Source organism: Fervidobacterium changbaicum (assembly GCF_004117075.1).
Classification (GTDB): Bacteria; Thermotogota; Thermotogae; order Thermotogales; family Fervidobacteriaceae; genus Fervidobacterium; species Fervidobacterium islandicum.
Genome location: NZ_CP026721.1, coordinates 371836 through 389174, shown reverse-complemented (window position 1 = coordinate 389174; position 17339 = coordinate 371836). Strand labels below are relative to the sequence as shown.

Below are 17339 nucleotides of genomic sequence, written 5' to 3'. Positions count from 1 at the left end.
ATAAAATGATCGACTTGCTTATTTTCTTCCAAACAAGAACCAAGCCATTGTCCAGTTTCCAAGCATAAAGAAGACTGTTGCAATTATCGAGGAGACTGCCATAAGTCCAACACCTGTGAGAGCGTGGCCAATGTTACAAGCATCGGCCATTGCCGCACCAAGTCCCATAAGAACTCCACCGATCATTACCTGGACGTATGTCTTTGGCTGTTTTGGCATTCTTAGTTTGAACTCCTTGGCTTGCACAGCCGAAATTGCAGCACCAATGATTATACCTATTATCTCAAAACCTTCCCAGCTAAGTGCTTCACCTGTTGTAAAACTCTTTATCAAATTGATCCAACCACCAGTAATACCAAGTCCGTACATTCTTCCAGCTTTCTGACTTGTCCACCAGGCAAACGGTGCAAGTATCGCCAAGAGCACTGCTGCAACCTTCCAAGAAAGCTTCGTTTCCCTGTTTGTTGTCTTTGTTCCAAATGCATAAACCCAGAGGATTGCAGCAAAAATAATAGCCATTACCAAAGGATTAATGTGGAAGACGTCTGGAAGTGTCAAACCAGATTGTGGCTTGTATATGCTTGAAACGTGATTTTCAACGGTTTTGTTGAATTGTCCAAGCCAGTTTGATATGAACTTTAGTGCTCCACCCTTTACGGAAGTAGCTGTCAAACCGTATATTAAAGCAGCAAACCAAGCAGTTGTTAGACCCTCACCTGTTCTGTATGTAACACCAGAAGCACAACCGCCTGCAAGAACCATACCTAAACCAAATGTAAAGGCACCAAGTGTGTTACCAACGAGATTTATTGGTTTCGGATTGAGCGTAATAAGACCGAATTGAGCAAAAAGAACGAAAAGAATAGCCTCGAGCCCAACAGCGAACGTATAAAGTTTCATCAAATAGTTATCTTTGAAGAAAACAAGGTCTCTGTAAGCAGAGTTAAAACACACGCGTCCTCTTTGCAAAATCACACCGAAAATGAGACCAATTATTAACCCTGACCAAGCCATATCAATTCACCCCTGTTATCAGCCATTTACTTTTATGTATATTTTCCATTCACTTGGACCAACTTCTTCAATTTCAAGAACTTCATGTCCCATTGCCTTGACGGTTTCGGGAATTCTTTCTTTCGACATTGGATAATCGACCCAAACTTCAAGGATTTCACCAGGTTTCATATCCTTGAGTGCTCTCTTTGTTTCTACATCCGGAACTGGACAAACTTCTCCCCTGACGTCTAATGACTTTGTAACTGCATATTTCGCCATAAAAGTCCCTCCCTCTTTTATTTTGTGGGCTCCACCCACTTTGAGATTTTTTTCACTTTCCAATTATATTAAACCAAACCATGGTAACAAACGCAATCATTTACATGTTACAGTTTGGTAAATTTTACAAATGACTTTTTTCACAATCGCTGCGCTCAAGATTTCGTTGGAACCGAATTGGGGAGGCAAGAAGGATAGGAAATTTAATATTTGTTGTATAATCGTATTGTCTCTATGTTCACGCAAATCTCTTATAGGGGGGATGAGGTATGAAGAGCACAAAGTTTTCATTCACAAAGTTACTTCTGCTTGGATTTGGCTTTTTTGGTATCAGTTTGTTATGGCCACTGTACAACTCGTATGTTCCGATATTTCTCAAAGACTTTAATTTGTCGTCCACACTTATCGGATTTGTGATGACCATTGACAACATCTTTGCGATCATCATGCTTCCACTTATCGGTGTTCTCAGTGACCAAACCAGAACACAACTCGGAAGGCGCATGCCCTATATACTCGTTGGTGCACCACTTTCGGCGATTACCTTTGCACTGATACCACTAACAAGAGCCTGGCAACTGTTGTGGTTGATGATGCTCAATATCATCTTCATGAACTTCTTCATGGCTCTCTTCCGCTCGCCCGTTATCGCACTTATGCCGGACATAACTCCTTCCGAATATAGAAGCCAAGCAAATGGAGTTATAAATTTCATGGGCGGTGTTGGTGCATTACTTGCGTTTTTTGCAGGCAAACCGCTTTACGACAAGCATTATTCACTTCCATTCTATGTCGGTGCAATCGTTATGGTCTTTTCTCAATTGCTTGTTGTTCTCTTCATTAAGGAAGACGAAAAGTACCGCACTAGAAGTGGGGAGAAGATCAGGTTTGAGAATGTTTACAAAAAGACCATGCTTGAATTATCAGAAAACTTAAGAGACGTTTTCAAATCGAACGAAAAAAGCTTACTCATGATGCTTTTATCTATCCTTTTGTGGTTCATTGGCTACAACGCTCTCGAAACATTCTTCACAAGTTATGCGAAATTCCAAATGGGTATCAAAGAGAGCACAGGAGCGCTCGTCCTTGGATTCTTCTCTTTAACGTTCATGCTCTTTGCTATTCCTGCAGGTTTCATAGGCTCTAAAATCGGTAGAAAGAAAACGATGACTATCGGATTGTTAATAGTAATTGCAATACTTCTTGGGGTTATTGTTTCGACAAGGCTTATTTCAGACGCGAATTTACTTACGAAAGTATTCTTTGCACTTTTTGCAATAGGTGGCTTGGGATGGGCGATGGTTAATGTCAATTCATTACCAACAATCGTTGACATGACCGTCGAAGAGAAAGTTGGAGGTTACACAGGTTTGTATTACTTCTTCTCAATGGCTGCAAATATCATAGCTCCTCCACTGGCGGGATTTTTCATCGATAAGATAGGCTACAATACACTCATCATTCTAACGTTGGTATTTTTCTTACTTGCCATACTCACACTCCAGTTTGTGAAGAGAGGAGATGTTAAGGTTCGAAAATAACAGTTATCGAACAACAGATACATCAAAATTAAAGCCCCGCTTTCCGCGGGGCTTTTCACTTAATCCTTCTTTCTTAGCTTTACAGCCGTACCATAGGCAAGGATTTCTGCCGCACTTTGCATTACCGAAGAAGAACCAAATCTTAATCCAACAACAGCATCTGCGCCAAGCTTCTCAGCTTCGTCTATCATCCTTTTCAAAGCCATATTCCTGCTTTCTATCAACAGTTCAGTATAACTCTTTATCTCGCCTCCAGCTAAAGTCTTAAAGGCAGCTGCGATATCCTTCCCCAAGTGTTTTGAGTTAACTATGCTCCCAGTAACAACTCCGAGAGTTTCAACAATTTCATACCCAGGTACGAAATCAGTCGTCACCACTATCATCTGTATCCCTCCTTCGAAAGAAATTCTATCAATCAAAAGAACTCTTCAAACTAAACCTCCTTACACTCGAAAACGAAATAACCTGCCACAACGAACAAAGAAATTATTACAATTACTCCAAACGTATAACCAACGTCGACTTTTCCTTTCTCAAAGACACTTATCCCAAGCTGGTAACTGAACGTATTGAGGTATCTTAAAGGTTTAAGCAACCCAGCCGTGGTTGTTAGCGCAAGTAAGCCGAGTGATGCAAGAAGTGGTTTCACCTGTTCGTTAAAGAGTACCGAGAAGAATGCACTTACAGCATACCACAAAAGTGCTCCAAAGATGTTATGAACCATGAATTTCGGAACAACAGAAACTGCATACTCCTTGCCAACCACAACTGAATAGACTAACGGTAGCAAAGCACCTAGCACCATCAATAAAACCGTAGCAATGGCTGCTGTCGTGAACTTTGTGAAATATATCCACCTGCGCGGTTTTCTGACAAGCAGGAAGATAATTGTACCATTTTCAAATTCCCTTGCAAAGAGCGGAAATCCCATTATTATACCTATAATCCCAACCATCTGTCCAAAATTCTTCCCATACCACTGAGAATTTATATAGAAGTTCCATTCCTTAAGCCTGTTCAACATAGCTCCTGGCAAGAATTTTTCAATCATCGGATTGCCAGAGTAACCTTCAAGCATTGAAACTGTGAACTTTTGGAACGGAGCGACTATAAAGAAGAGCCCTAAAATCACGATAAACACCCCAAAAAATCTCACTCTCATATCGTAAAACTCTTTCCTCATCTTTCACACCACCTTTATTTATTGGATATCTTTAGTCTTCGCGTTGAAATTATTCCTATCCAAAACGAGCGCTTCAAATATGGCTTCAAAAGGAACAGCAGAAAATTCCAAATTTTTCGAAATTGCATAATCTTTAGTCACAATGTAAATATCTTCACTTTCTGTACTTTTGTATTTATAGCCTTCCACCGTCACATCTTTGAGGTCTTTAGGAACACTCACAGCACAGTACTTTTCCTTCATATCGTCAAGATATCCGATATCCATTATCTTCCCCTTACTCATAATTGCAACTTTATCCGCAACCTTTTCAACTTCACTCAGGATATGGCTGGTATAAAAGACACTTTTACCATCAAGCGGGATCTCTCTTATCATCTCAAGAACTTGATTCCTCACTATTGGATCCAATCCCCATGTTGGCTCGTCGAAGATGTAGAGGTCTGATTGCTGTGAAAAAGCGATAGCAAGGTAAAGCTGCGTTGTTTGACCACTCGACAAGCTCGATACCTTCTCATCAACCGGAATTTCAAACCTTTCAACATACTCTATACACTTCTTTTCGTCAAATCTATCCGTTAGCTCCTTAGCTACTTTCACCATACGCTCTACAGTGTACGAGCCGTACAGCTCTTTTCCGTCTGGAACAAAAGAAACAGTCCCGTTCAAAATAATTTCACCCTCATCTTTTCTCCTAAACCCAAGAATACACTTGATGGTTGTTGTCTTTCCTGCACCGTTTGGCCCAAGCAGTGCAAAAATTTCGCCCCTTTTCACATCAAAAGAAACACCGTCTACAGCCCGAATGTTACCGTAGTATTTCTTCAAATTCCTAACGCTAAGAACTAAAGTATCTTCATTCTTTAGAGTTGTCATACTCGTCTCCTCCTTCATTTTGGTGCATATAGACCTCTTCTAACAACCTAAGAACTTCTTCCTTACTTATACCCAAATCCTGGCACCGTTTTAAGACACTCTTTAGTTCTTTGATAAGCCTCTCTTTAGTCTCGAAATAAATCTTGTCTTCAAATCCTACGACAGCATACCTCTCGCCTCGCTCAGCACGTATAATACCTTCCAATTCCAGCTCACGATAAGCCCGGGCAACAGTATTCACATTCACCCCAATATCTTTCGCAAGAGTTCTTATCGAAGGTAACGAATCACCAGGCTTCAGTTTCGAATTCAATATCATTGCCTTTATCTTTTCTTTAATCTGAGCATAAATCGGTACCGAAGAATGAGGATCTACAACAAACCACACACTCAACACTCCCAAAGTAATTCATTCAGTTCCATCTACTGTAATAGTACCATATTACAGTATACGTTGTCAAGAGTTGTAGAGTATGTGAGAAACAAAAATTATGCACCTAAGAAAACAAGTTTTGATAGAAATCAACACTTTCCAACGTATATTTGGTACTTATTCACTACTTATCTTGACAGATCGAACTGTGATGTGGTAGAATTTTCCAGAAATCGGAGGTGTTAACGTGGTTAATTTGGTCCAGCGAGGCCAAAACCTGGTAAGCCAAGGAAGATGTGATGTATATTTTGCTATAATTAGTTCTGCTCTGTTTACTCTTTCAGAGAGTAAAATTTTGGAGTTTCTTAATGCTCTATTGTTTGGTTGTTTAGTCTTATTGTATAATGCGAAATTCAATATTTCTTCTAATAAAGAGACCTCATTTGAGGTCTCTTTTTATTTATTGTTGCATCGGGGGGATGACTGTGCAGATCTTTGATTATGCTTCCGCTAAGATAGTCAACTCCAAGGTTGATATCGATTTTCCTGAAAGGTTTGACACAGAAAATCCAGCGCTTGTCTTATCTCCACCGTTTGTAGACATTCACACTCACGTAAGGCTAAACGACCAAGAAGATTATGATTCACTTAACCGTGCTGCACTTGTTGGAGGATTCGGTGCGTGCGTTATACAACCAAACACAAAACCGCCGATTGAGAATTTAGGTGTTTTGGAAAATCATATCAGATTGTCAAAAGGTAAAGAAGTGAAGTTCTTGCACACTGTAAGTCTGTTTGGAGATATTGAAGACCTAGACGAACTTGAGAATTTCAAAGATAACATCACTGGTTGGTCGACTGACGGAATTAGATACACAAGCGAAGATTTGGTAAGAGCGTTTTCAAGAAAGAAAAATGTACTTGTTTTTGACCATTCGCAAATTCACGAGATACCAGGAGATTTTTACATAGGAACAAGTCTTCCAAATGCATTAAGAACTTACTCAAACGAAGCAATAGCGATATGTCGAACCGTCTTGACAGGTTTGGAATTCGGTTTTAATAAGTTCCACATCCAGCACGTTTCAACAGTCCAGTCTTTAGAGATGATTGAATTTCTCAGAAGGAAAGCGCAAATCACCTGTGAAGTAACTCCTCACCATGTGTTTTTCCTTCCGGAAGATATAAGGAATACCAACCAAAAGATTAATCCCCCAATTTCAAAAGATAGAGATGCACTCGTAAAGGCAGTTCGAGATGGGGTTATAACCTGCTTTGCCACTGACCATGCACCGCATCCTGAGAAGGGTGATAGTTTTGAACAAGCACCGTACGGAAGTTCCCACATAGAGGTTGCGTTCTCGGTGTATCTCACAGTTTTCCAAGATGTAGAGCTAGTCTTGAGGAATCTGACCGTTAATCCTCTGAGGGTGCTTGATAAAACCTACGAAATGTTAGACTTGCACTTTCCAGACGATGCGGTACTGATTGACACAAGCGCTGAGTACGTTGTTGAGAGTAGAAAATTTTTGAGTAAAGGGAAAAACTGCGCATTTGAAGGGCAAAGGTTGAAAGGAAGAATTTTGGGAGTAAGGCGAAACGGAAGGTGGGTGTATTGGAATGGCGAGTTTCTCAATTAAGAATGTCAAATACAACGCGTATCTCTTGACCAAAAAATCCACTATTGAGATCACAGATAGAACGTATCTTATCTCATTTCAGGAAGACCTCGAATTCTCCCCTGGGCAGTTCTGTATGGTGAATGTAGACGGTGCTGGATTAACTCGTAAACCGTTCACACTTGGAAGAATCGAAGGTACTGTCGCCATATCCGTCAAAATCGCTGGTAAAGGTAGTGAGTACATTGTCAAGACAAGTGAAAGACTGAACGTACTTGCACCACTGGGAAATGCATTTGTTCCGGAAAATAGAAATGGGGCGGTTGTTGTTGCACCTTCTTGTCTTGCTGAAGGATTACATCTTTCAGAGCACTTTAAAATCCCTCTCTTTGTCGCTTCTAAGTCTGCGTTGAGTCGCGAAATAACGAGCCAATTCGAGCTAAATACTGTTGTAGGCAACGATGGATATTTGAGATTGCTTGAAGAACTGAACAACTCGAGGTTTGATTGGATATTTGTCAGTGGTTCAAGGATAATGGAAGAGCTGGCTGTAAGGAATATGCCCAATAAGCTTGTTTACGTATCGCTTAATGAATACATGGCTTGTGGGATTGGAGCATGCAAGGGATGTGCGGTTGAGACTATGAATGGAATTAAACACGCGTGCACCGATGGACCAGTTTTTAGGGGTGATGAGATATGGGCAAGGCACTAAATTTAAGAACACCCATTGTGATTGCATCAGGTCCTGGCGGATTTGGTGAGTACCTCAATGTTAGCTCCGTGGACTGGTCGTACGTTGGAGCCTATACTTTAAAGACTGTAACGCTCAATCCTAAATCGGGTAATAAGCCACCGAGGATGTACGCTTCAAAAGAATTTTTGATCAACCGCATTGGCTTGGAAAATCCGGGATTTGATGGTTTACGAAAAATGGTTGAAGATGGGACAATTGATAAATTGGCTTCAATAGTACCACTAATTTTAAGCCTTGGAGGAGATTCTTTCGATGAATACGTTGAAATAACAAAGCTTTGCAGACCATTCTTGGATAAGTTCATAGCTGTAGAATACAATTTCTCCTGCCCTAATGTGCACCACGGAGGGCTTTCGATAATGGTGGATAGAGAAGAGTGGCGCAGATTGCTAAAAGCGATAAGAACAGAAACAGATGCATTTATCATTGCAAAACTGGGTATTGAAAGCGGATTTGTGGAAGAGATGGCGAGGATTGTTAGTAGCGAAGGATGGGATGGAGTAACGGTTATTAATACAATCCGTGGGCTTATGGTTAATAGTGAAGGACAAACGGTATTGGGCGGTCTATCAGGTCCTGCTCTTTATCCTATCGCTCTTAGGGCTGTGTACGAGGTGAGAAAAGCTCTGCCAGATATTTACATCATCGCCTCTGGAGGAGTTTACGCACCAGAACAAGTGCGTGAGATGTTGAGATTTGGTGCAAATGCCGTAAGTGTCGGTAGTGCGCTCTTTCACGATGAATCGGTGTTGAATGAAATGGGTAAAGAATTCTCCAGATAGTGCGAGGGAGATAGAATCTCAAATTCTGTGGGAGGTGTTTGTATGTTTACGTTGGTTAGTACGAATGCTGCACAGCATACTAAAGTAAGGGTCGTTACCGAACCTGTTTTAAGCCTCGATATGGAAGATCCAATCGGGTTTATTGAAAAGTTCGGAAGTTTCGACTGTGTTAAAGTAGGTCACAATCTCGCTGTCCAAGGAAAGAGGGTCTTAGATTACTTCTACGATAAAGGTTACAAGGTGATTCTGGACCTAAAGTTTTCTGATATTCCATCAACAGTTGCAAGGTCTATAAGAGCGTGGGATCATCCAGCCATCGTTGGTTTTACGGTCCATGCAAATGCAGGTATAGAAAGTGTGAAGGCGGCGCTCGATTCTACCGATAAGATGATATTCTCCGTTATTAAGCTCACATCACTACCTGGAAGGCTAGAAGATTTTGAAAATGTTATCATAGGGCTTTCGAGACTTGGCTCTTCGTTTGTTCTACCTGGAACATGGGCATTAAAGATGCGCAGCAAAATAGGTGGTGCGATACTTGTTCCAGGCATTAGAATGGAGCAGTCAAAGGACGACCAAAAAGATGTTGTATCGCTGTGGGACATATTTGGAGTTGCAAACTTTGCTGTGCTTGGACGAGAAGTCTATAAAGCAAAAGACCCAAGAGAGAAAATTGAGTTTATCAAAGAGAAGGTGAAATTATGGAAGTAACACAAAGAGTTTTGGAAATCCTCAGGATAACCGGGGCTTTGTTGGAAGGACATTTCATACTCTCTTCTGGACTGCACTCAACAAATTATGTACAATGTGCAAAGGTCTTTGAGTATCCAGAATACGGTGAAGAAATTGGCGAATTAATAGCCAAAAAGGTGTTAGATGCTGGAGTGAAGGTCGATGTCGTTGTTGGACCTGCGCTTGGTGGTGTTATTGTAGCTTACGAGGTGAGCAGAAAGCTGAAATCACGGGCGATTTTTACAGAACGGGAAGATAATATCATGAAACTGCGCAGAGGGTTTGAAATACACGAAAAAGAGAATGTGCTTGTCGTCGAAGATGTGGTTACAACAGGTAAGTCAACACTTGAAGTTGTAGAAGTGGTGGAAAGTTCCGGTGGGCAAATAGTGGGATTCGCAAGTGTTATCAATAGGTCAGGAATGGAGAATCCATTTGAAAATCTAAACGAAAAATTTAAAGGGAAGCCTTACTTCTACTTGGTGAAGTTCGACTTCCCCACTTATAAGCCTGAGGATTGTCCACTTTGCAAGTCCGGAATTCCTGCCGTAAAACCTGGGAGCAGGAAGATGAACGCGAAGTGAGATCACTTTTGCCTGTACGATTTAAGATACTTTTCTCTCAGTACTCTTGCATGCTCGGATGGTAAGACTGAAACATTTCCAATTTTGAGTGCTTCGATGTATATCTGTGCAGTCTTTTCGGCAACGAGTGTTGCAACGAATGCCTCATGTAGGTTCTCACCCACGGCCACAAGGCCGTGGTTTTTTAGAAAGACGCAGTGGTTGTCTCCGAGTGACTTTACAGCATTTTTAGCGAGTTCTTTCGTCCCCGGGAGCGCGTATTCCGAGACAAAAAGGCGTTCACCAAGAATCATGACCGCATCTTCAACAATTGGCGGGATTTCCTGTAAAGTTATAGAGACTATTGTAGAATAAATAGGATGCGTGTGAATTACGGCGTGTACGTCTGCTCTCTTATCATAGATTTCGATGTGGAGTGGTAACTCTGAAGAAGGAGCTAATTCACCGTAGACTTTATTACCTTTGGAATCCACAACGGTGATATGTTTAGGTGTCAATTTATCGTAGGGAAAGCCTGAAGGTGTAATGTATATGTACCCACCATCTCTAACGCTTATATTCCCCCATGTACCTTTCGTTAGACCTTCTTCGGAAACTTTACGTGCGTAGTCGATTATTGATGCAGCAATGTCGTAATCGAATGAGAATTTTTCTACCTTTCTCTTAGCCATTTGCTTTCCCCTTTCAAATTTTGAATTGATAAATTATTTTACAACACCCTGTGTACCCCGTTGCTGGTCTCAACGTTTAATAGAGTTGGTGAGATTCCAAATTTTACTCTGTAAGATGCTGCCACTTTTTCAAATATGCTTTCAAAGTTGCCTTTCGCAAGTACAATAATGCTTCCGCCAAAGCCTGCTCCCACTATTCTTGCACCTAAAACGTTTGAATATTCTCTGAGTTTTTCGATAAGAAAATCAATTTCTTCGCAGGAAACTTCGTAATTATCTTTTAGGCTGTAATGTGATTCATAGAGGTATTTTCCGACAAGAACCAAATTGTCATCTTCGAGTGCAGTCAGTGTTTTCAATACCCTTGCATTTTCAGTAACAACGTGCAATGCGCGTTTTTTCAATACGGGATCTTGGATTTTCTCAACATCTTCGAGTGTTACTTCCCTGAACGAAGACTTACCCATTGCCTGAAGTGAAAGTTCACATTCATGTCTTCTCTTGTTGTACTCGGACGAGCCTAATTCGTGCTTAACACCGGAATTGATAAGGTAGAGTTTGGTATCATCAAGGCGTAGAGGGACGTATTTGTATTCTCTTGTCATCGTATCAATAAAGAGAGCATGGTCTTCTTTTGATAGTGCAACAGTGTACTGGTCCATTATCCCGCAACGTACACCAACGAACTCCACTTCACACTCGTGTGCGATTTTGGCCAGCTCTTCGCGGTTTATCTCATAACCCATCATTTGGGAAATTGCATACCCTGCCCCCACTTCTAAAGCGGCAGAGCTCGACAGCCCAGCACCCATTGGGAGGTCAGAATCAACGTGCATTGTGAACGGTTCCACTCGGTAGCCATGTTCTTGCAATTTCACAATCATGCCTATTACATAGTCTGCCCAAGAGTTTGTCTTCGTTGGTGTATCGAATTCTATTCCCTTTTTCAACTGCTGGGAAAATACCTTAAACCTTTTTGATGGTTCAATCTCTATCTTTATATAGCGCTTTATGGCAAACGGCAGTACGAACCCATCGTTATAGTCCGTGTGTTCACCAATGAGATTCGCGCGCCCCGGTGAGTAAATCACTATTTTGTTATCCCCCATATCACACCTCAACCTCCACATTTCTCAGTTCTTTTGCAGCTTCCTCTGGAATTTTCGGATTGATGAATGCCCACGTTCCGGTCTCGACACTTGCCATCCATTTGATTTTATCTTTGTCGCGCTTGACAGGGTTGAATTCTATATGGAAATGAAACGCATGTGAATAGCTGATATCGTTGACTGGCGCTTGGAAAAGCATCATCATGTAAGGAAATGCTTGCTTAAATAGCAAATCATACTTCATTGTAACAACTTTTAGGGCTTTTGACAAGTGATATCTTTCGATGTTTGTAAGCTCTACAATCGTGCTTACGTGCCTTTTTGGATATATGTGAACTTCGTAAGGCCAGCGTGCGTAAAATGGAACGAGTGCAATGAAAGATTCGTTTTCATATATTATTCTCTTTTCGAATTTTACCTCACTATCAACTATATCACAGACTGCGCATCTTCCGTTTTCGTCATAATATTTTGCCAGTGCTTGCAATTTGGCTTCTATACGTTTGGGAATAAATGGAAATGCATACAACTGCCCGTGCGGATGTGGCAGAGTTGCTCCAACTTCTTTCCCTCGGTTCTCAAATATGAAGACGTACTTTATGAACCTGTTCTGCGCTAAATCAAGGTACCTATCAGCCCACATTCGGATTAACTTTTCAATCTGATGGATAGGCATCATGCTCATTGCACTCTCATGGTCGATCGTGTAGACAACGACCTCACATTTTCCATTTGAACGAGCTTTTTGATATATACCTTCGCTTTCAACTTCAGGAGCATCCAATTTCATTGATGGATATCTATTATCAAATGATACCAAATCGTAATCACCTTCGAATTCGTCACCACCGGGACAAAGCGGGCAGAAGTTCGTCGGGTTTGTTGGCCTTGCCTGCGTGAAGGCGGAAACCATGACCCATTCACCTGTAAGTAAATTCCACCTGCGTTCCATCATCGCTCCTCACCGTCCTTCGCTATACTACTGATGTGTTTCTTCATAGTAATTGAAAGTTCTGCCGTCTGTCCTCTTTTCTACTATCTTTTTCAGTTCGACCCTCGGTGTATCGTAACTGACCATGTATTGTGGGATAGTAAGTTCTTCAATAATCACTTCATCACAACCGTTTACTCCGCAACTTGTTATTGTATATTTTCCGTCAATTAGACCTTTGATTTTGAATCTCCTACGTCCGTAGGTTTTATACTTCTTGATAAGTTTCCAGAGTTTCATGTCAATTTCGTACGAGAGATTGTCGCTTTGAATTATCATATTGTCTAGGAATAAAGAAACCAAAGTGTAGAGTTCTCTTTGAGCATCGTTGATTTGCGTATCTTCTTTTCTAAGCATAAGGCAATCTGGGTCGTTCCACCACAAAATATTGTTCATAAAAGCGCGGGTGATTACATTTCTAAGAGCGTAATATGCATTTGGATAGCCTATATCCGGTGCATTTGGATCCCAGTAAGGAGCTGTATCGGCTCCAATACGCATACCATCAACAAAACCGACACTTGGTAGTAGTGGTGCACCGCAACCGAGCACAAATGAATCTCCCACGGCTTCTCGAATAACCTTTAACCCGTTTCTGTACGCTTCAACTGGAGAAGTGTTCTCTGCATATCTTCTACCTTGGATCGCTCCTGCGAAAAGAAAGTCAATCTTGAAGTAATCAAATCCGCTTTCTTTTAATGTAATAAAAAGTTTCCTCAACCATTCAATTGCCTCAGGATGTGTTGTGTCAAGTGCATAAATCTTCTTGTTCCAGTTTTCGTATGCAACAACAGGCAGGCCATATTCATCCTTAACAAGCCAGTCAGGATGGTTTTTAAACACGCTTGAAGTTTCAGAGATACTGAAAGGTGCTAGCCATATACCAGGCTTGTAACCGTATGATGCTATCTTATCGGCCATTTCTTTCAGACTTGGGAACTTTTCGTTTGGTATCCAATCTCCGATGTCGACTTCCCACGCATCATCTATTTGGAAAACCTCATAGCCCAGATCTAGTTCTTTTGATTTATCTAAGTCGGAAACCATCTTTTGGTAGTCATAATCAAGATAATATTGATACCAACTTGACCAGCCAATAGGATTATGGGATGAAAAGGCAATATCGTTTTCTTTAGCGATTAATTCAGCGTAGTAGAAAAGTCCATCGTCTGGAGCGAGATTTAGGATAACCACTGGCTCAATAGGTGTCCATTCATGGAACGTTTTACCGAAGTATCTTGAATGAACAGATACGTTATCATCGTTGAGTCTAAAATAAACATGTCCTATTTGGGATTTCAGAGCACCTATTACAAATTCTTCTGAAGCTATGAAATAATCACTGATAAGGTTGTTAAAATAAACTTCAGGCATTATCGATGCACTGAAACCGAATTTTTGAATCAGTTCTTTTGGGAAATCAAGCTTAAACTCCTTTGTGATTACTCTTGCCGGTCCCCAAGATTGCCAATTGTTTACAAGAACTTTGTCTGGTCTTGGAAACGAGAAAAGTTCAACATCATCAACTCTTCCCTTCACTTCTCCTGTAATTTTGTATCCTGAAGGAATCTTCGAAACTTCTAAGAGTATTTCGTAACCGTCACACTGACGATAGCCCATTATTTTACGGATTTCACTCAGGCTTGATACATACATTCTTCTCACACTCCTTTGAAATAGATCATTATGTCGTCTCCCTTACAACAAGTTCCACATCCAATACTATTTGTTTGTTTACGATTTCTTTTCTTTTGATCATCTCGTAAAGCAATTCAAACGCCTGCTCACCTTCTCTTTGCTTATCTATACGAACGGTTGTCAGCCTCGGCTGTATGAAGTGAGCAAAAGCGATGTCGTCGTATCCAACAACTGATACGTCTTTCGGAACAAGATAACCCTTTTCTCGGAGTGCTTGAATTGCACCGATTGCAGAAATATCGTTGAAACAAAATACCCCATCGAACTCCAACCCTGATTCTATGATTTCAATCATCTTTCGATACGAGTTCTCCACACCTTCTTCGACCTCAAAGACGTAGCTTTGGTCAAATGGGATCAGGTGTTCATGAAGAGCTTTTCTGTAGCCCTCGAGTCTCATTCGCGCAACCGATTTGTACAAAAATCCGCTGAGGTAGACTATCTTTTTCCTGCCTCTTTCGATCAGATGGCTCACTGCCAAGTAGCTCCCCCTGACATCATTACTGTAAACCTCTGGCAGTTCAATCTCATCAAAGTGAACACCAAGAATTACAAATGGAACAGAGGCTTTCATGAGCAGTTGTATATCTCCACTCTTTTCTTGCGTAGGAGCAATGATAATTCCATCGACCCTCCTACTGAGCATAGTTCTCACAGCTTCTTCCTCTAATTCGTAATCTTTTTCCGTGTTCATGAATATGACGTTGAAGCCTCGTCTTCGTGCTGCCATCTCTACCGCCTTGAGTACTTCTGAATAAAATGGATTCGAACTATCTTCTAAGATTACGCCTATAACTTTTGTCAATCCGTATCTTAGGGATGTTGCGGTAGCATCCTTTATGTACCCAAGTTCCTTGGCTACTTTCAGAACTTTCTCTTTCGTTTCCTTGTTTATATCAGGTTTATTGTTGAGTGCTCTGGACACTGTGTTTATCGAAACACCGGCTGCTTTAGCAACATCACGTATGGTAACGAATTTCTTCAAATGCATCACCCCTAGAAATTCTCTTGTCTAATGGTAAGCCTAAGTTGAAATGGTGCCAGCGTTTGTAATTGACCATCGATATATATCTTAGTTTCATTTGGTAATATGTTCAAAACGTATGTCTTGTTGGCACCATCTTCGTTTACATTTGTTATTTCATAACCGTATCCAGAAATCCTTGGCTTCAGAACTTCGGACAATAACAACTTCCAACCGTATTCATCGAGAACAGCCCCCACATAGTAACGGTTACCTTTGACCGTTATAAATGGACTTCCATCTTTAAAGCATCCGATAACTTTCGCGTTGCCAACTTCTATTTCGTCTTTCCAGAAGGTTGTTGTAACAGGTTGTGCAAAAACATACGCCTCATCGCTTGTGATTGCACCAAAGTCTGTAACCTCGATCCCGAATTCGTCAATAAGGTTCCAAGGCATCCTCTCAGTAATCCAGTTGTACTCATCCTTTATTCCAGACATCGCTGTCATATAAACGGGGCCATTGAACTTTCTTACTTTTTCGGTGAAGGATTCAGAAATGTACGAGGCATAAGGAATTATTAGAACGTCGTACCTGTCTATTTCATCATCTTTGAATACGAATTCCACGTTGTATCCCAAGTTCTTAACAGCTTTGTAGATATCCACAAGTGCATCCCAATATCTGAAATTTCGATTCAGGTGGTTTATTCTGTGTATCCATTCATTTTCATAATCGAAGTAAATTGCTACTTCCGGTTCTGGATACAATATTCCAGAAGTTTCGTTGCGAACCTGTGAATAAGCTTCCAATCTTTTCGTTGGTCTTCCGTTGTAGTCCAGTAAACCCGCATGGTATTGCTCAGCTCCAAAACGGATTTGTTCAAACCGAAACGGCATAACTCCCATAGCTCCGTTCAGATACGCTTGCTTGGTCCACATTGCGAGGTATTCGGGCTTGTAGTTATTGTTAACCTGCCTCCAGTTCACCCTTCCAGGTTGCTGTTCTATAACCAAGAACGGCTGATGTTTAAGTGATCTCATCAGAGAATGATTCGCCGATTGTCTTAAAGGATCGTATTCTTCAGTTGCAATGTAGTTATCCCATGAGACAAAATCGATATACTTAGCCATCTTTCGGTAGTCCAAATCCATGAAATCAACCATAAAATTATGCGTTATCGGCTTTGCAGAGTATTTCCTAATCAGTTCAACTTGCATTCTTAGGAACCTTATAGAACTATCGGACATGAATCTGTAAATATCAAGCATTTGGTGAGGATTCTCAAATGTTGGAGTGTTTATTGGGAAAACTATCTCATCCCAGTCGTTGTACGTTTGACTCCAGAAAACCGTTCCCCAACGTTTGTTCAGGTTCTCAAGTGTTCCATATTTTTCTTTCAACCATTCTCGGAAGGCCTTAAGGTCATCGTCGGTAAAACTGTACGTGGTGCCGTGGCATCCAAATTCATTGTCGATCTGCCAAAGATCAATTGTGTCGCCATACCTTGATGCGTATTGTTCGACTATTCTCAACGCATAATCCAAGTACACTTTGGAATTCAACGAGTAATGTCTTCGACTTCCGAACCCTCTTGTCCTTCCTCCCCAATCCTTTGGAAGAATTTCAGGGTACTTATTGATGAGCCATGCTGGAGGAGTTGCTGTTGGCGTTCCCAGAATTATTTTGATACCGTTTTTACTAAGAAGTTCTATTGCCTCATCGAGCAAAGAGAAATCAAACTCACCGTCTTTTGGTTCAACTACACTCCACATGAATTCGCCTATTCTCACCCATTCAATACCGTACGCTTTCATCAACTCAATGTGCTTTGTCCAATATGACTTGTCCCAGTGTTCAGGATAATAATCAGCACCATAAATGTCCATGTTAATAACCTCCTCAAAATCTTTATTTTATACGTCCTCATCTCTAAGTTAAGCCATGCCCAAGTACTTTTTCAATATTATTCGGTAACGTTACCGAACATATCAGTGATATTTAATCAAAAATTCTTGGAATTTCAAACAATCGATATTGGCAGATTTGGGTAATTATACAAATTTAAAAGCGGAAAGATTTCCTAATCATATCCAATCGATAATTTGCTCAGTTGAAATCGAGAATAGATAGTGCTAAAATGGTTCGTGAAACGAATTAAATGGTTTTCCTGCAAGCGAGGTA

18 protein-coding genes are annotated in these 17339 nt (G+C 40.9%); 6 read left to right on the top strand and 12 right to left on the bottom strand.

Annotated elements, in window-relative coordinates; all coding sequences use genetic code 11:
* Positions 1 to 18: 18 nt before the first annotated feature.
* Together tsuA and CBS1_RS01840 are read right to left on the bottom strand one after the other, a co-directional pair.
* A complete protein-coding gene (tsuA, locus tag CBS1_RS01845; RefSeq protein WP_033191006.1) occupies positions 19 to 1014 on the bottom strand; it encodes a thiosulfate transporter TsuA in 996 nt (331 codons plus the stop codon).
* A gap of 18 nt (positions 1015 to 1032) precedes the next feature.
* Positions 1033 to 1275, bottom strand: a complete 243-nt coding sequence (locus CBS1_RS01840) for a sulfurtransferase TusA family protein (RefSeq protein WP_033191005.1) — start codon at positions 1273 to 1275, stop codon at positions 1033 to 1035.
* 269 nt (positions 1276 to 1544) lie between these two features.
* On the opposite strand from CBS1_RS01840, the gene CBS1_RS01835 reads away from it, so the two are divergent.
* Positions 1545 to 2816 (top strand): MFS transporter, encoded by a 1272-nt coding sequence (locus CBS1_RS01835; RefSeq protein WP_033191004.1) that lies wholly within the window; start codon positions 1545 to 1547, stop codon positions 2814 to 2816.
* 59 nt (positions 2817 to 2875) lie between these two features.
* On the opposite strand, the gene CBS1_RS01830 is transcribed toward CBS1_RS01835, so the two are convergent.
* From CBS1_RS01830 to CBS1_RS01815, 4 genes are read right to left on the bottom strand one after another with little or no spacing between them, the layout of a single operon-like run.
* The gene (locus CBS1_RS01830; RefSeq protein WP_033191003.1) at positions 2876 to 3199 is read right to left on the bottom strand and encodes a YbjQ family protein; all 324 of its coding nucleotides are present in this window, start codon (positions 3197 to 3199) and stop codon (positions 2876 to 2878) included.
* Positions 3200 to 3249: 50 nt separating this feature from the next.
* Positions 3250 to 3999, bottom strand: a complete 750-nt coding sequence (locus CBS1_RS01825) for an ABC transporter permease subunit (protein ID WP_052107036.1) — start codon at positions 3997 to 3999, stop codon at positions 3250 to 3252.
* Between the two features lie 18 nt (positions 4000 to 4017).
* Positions 4018 to 4875, bottom strand: a complete 858-nt coding sequence (locus CBS1_RS01820) for an ABC transporter ATP-binding protein (protein ID WP_033191002.1) — start codon at positions 4873 to 4875, stop codon at positions 4018 to 4020.
* Positions 4856 to 5263 carry a GntR family transcriptional regulator gene (locus CBS1_RS01815; protein ID WP_033191001.1) on the bottom strand — a complete coding sequence of 136 codons (408 nt, stop codon included), beginning with the start codon at positions 5261 to 5263 and terminating at the stop codon, positions 4856 to 4858. Before CBS1_RS01815 ends, CBS1_RS01820 begins: the two co-directional genes overlap by 20 nt.
* 464 nt (positions 5264 to 5727) lie before the next feature.
* Between CBS1_RS01815 and CBS1_RS01810 the strand changes: the two genes are divergently transcribed.
* From CBS1_RS01810 to pyrE, 5 genes are read left to right on the top strand one after another with little or no spacing between them, the layout of a single operon-like run.
* On the top strand, positions 5728 to 6888 hold the full coding sequence (locus tag CBS1_RS01810) for a dihydroorotase (protein WP_407918645.1): 1161 nt from the start codon (positions 5728 to 5730) through the stop codon (positions 6886 to 6888).
* Positions 6869 to 7582: an iron-sulfur cluster-binding protein gene (locus CBS1_RS01805; RefSeq protein WP_052107035.1), complete on the top strand. Its 714-nt coding sequence runs from the start codon at positions 6869 to 6871 to the stop codon at positions 7580 to 7582. Before CBS1_RS01810 ends, CBS1_RS01805 begins: the two co-directional genes overlap by 20 nt.
* The gene (locus tag CBS1_RS01800) at positions 7567 to 8406 is read left to right on the top strand and encodes a dihydroorotate dehydrogenase (protein WP_033190998.1); all 840 of its coding nucleotides are present in this window, start codon (positions 7567 to 7569) and stop codon (positions 8404 to 8406) included. Before CBS1_RS01805 ends, CBS1_RS01800 begins: the two co-directional genes overlap by 16 nt.
* A gap of 42 nt (positions 8407 to 8448) precedes the next feature.
* On the top strand, positions 8449 to 9117 hold the full coding sequence (gene pyrF / locus CBS1_RS01795) for an orotidine-5'-phosphate decarboxylase (protein WP_052107034.1): 669 nt from the start codon (positions 8449 to 8451) through the stop codon (positions 9115 to 9117).
* The gene (pyrE, locus tag CBS1_RS01790) at positions 9108 to 9722 is read left to right on the top strand and encodes an orotate phosphoribosyltransferase (RefSeq protein ID WP_033190997.1); all 615 of its coding nucleotides are present in this window, start codon (positions 9108 to 9110) and stop codon (positions 9720 to 9722) included. Before pyrF ends, pyrE begins: the two co-directional genes overlap by 10 nt.
* Before the next feature lie 2 nt (positions 9723 to 9724).
* Here the strand turns inward: pyrE and CBS1_RS01785 are convergent, their stop codons facing one another.
* The 6 genes from CBS1_RS01785 to CBS1_RS01760 are packed head-to-tail and all read right to left on the bottom strand — an operon-like array spanning position 9725 to position 17044.
* Positions 9725 to 10393 carry a class II aldolase/adducin family protein gene (locus tag CBS1_RS01785; RefSeq protein ID WP_052107033.1) on the bottom strand — a complete coding sequence of 223 codons (669 nt, stop codon included), beginning with the start codon at positions 10391 to 10393 and terminating at the stop codon, positions 9725 to 9727.
* Positions 10394 to 10431: 38 nt separating this feature from the next.
* Positions 10432 to 11487 carry a galactokinase gene (locus tag CBS1_RS01780; RefSeq protein WP_033192378.1) on the bottom strand — a complete coding sequence of 352 codons (1056 nt, stop codon included), beginning with the start codon at positions 11485 to 11487 and terminating at the stop codon, positions 10432 to 10434.
* 16 nt (positions 11488 to 11503) lie between these two features.
* Positions 11504 to 12457, bottom strand: a complete 954-nt coding sequence (gene galT, locus CBS1_RS01775; protein ID WP_033190996.1) for a galactose-1-phosphate uridylyltransferase — start codon at positions 12455 to 12457, stop codon at positions 11504 to 11506.
* 24 nt (positions 12458 to 12481) lie between these two features.
* Positions 12482 to 14149 (bottom strand): glycoside hydrolase family 36 protein, encoded by a 1668-nt coding sequence (locus tag CBS1_RS01770; protein ID WP_033190995.1) that lies wholly within the window; start codon positions 14147 to 14149, stop codon positions 12482 to 12484.
* 28 nt (positions 14150 to 14177) lie between these two features.
* Positions 14178 to 15182, bottom strand: a complete 1005-nt coding sequence (locus tag CBS1_RS01765) for a LacI family DNA-binding transcriptional regulator (protein ID WP_033192377.1) — start codon at positions 15180 to 15182, stop codon at positions 14178 to 14180.
* Between the two features lie 5 nt (positions 15183 to 15187).
* On the bottom strand, positions 15188 to 17044 hold the full coding sequence (locus tag CBS1_RS01760; protein WP_033190994.1) for a beta-galactosidase: 1857 nt from the start codon (positions 17042 to 17044) through the stop codon (positions 15188 to 15190).
* Positions 17045 to 17339 lie beyond the last annotated feature (295 nt).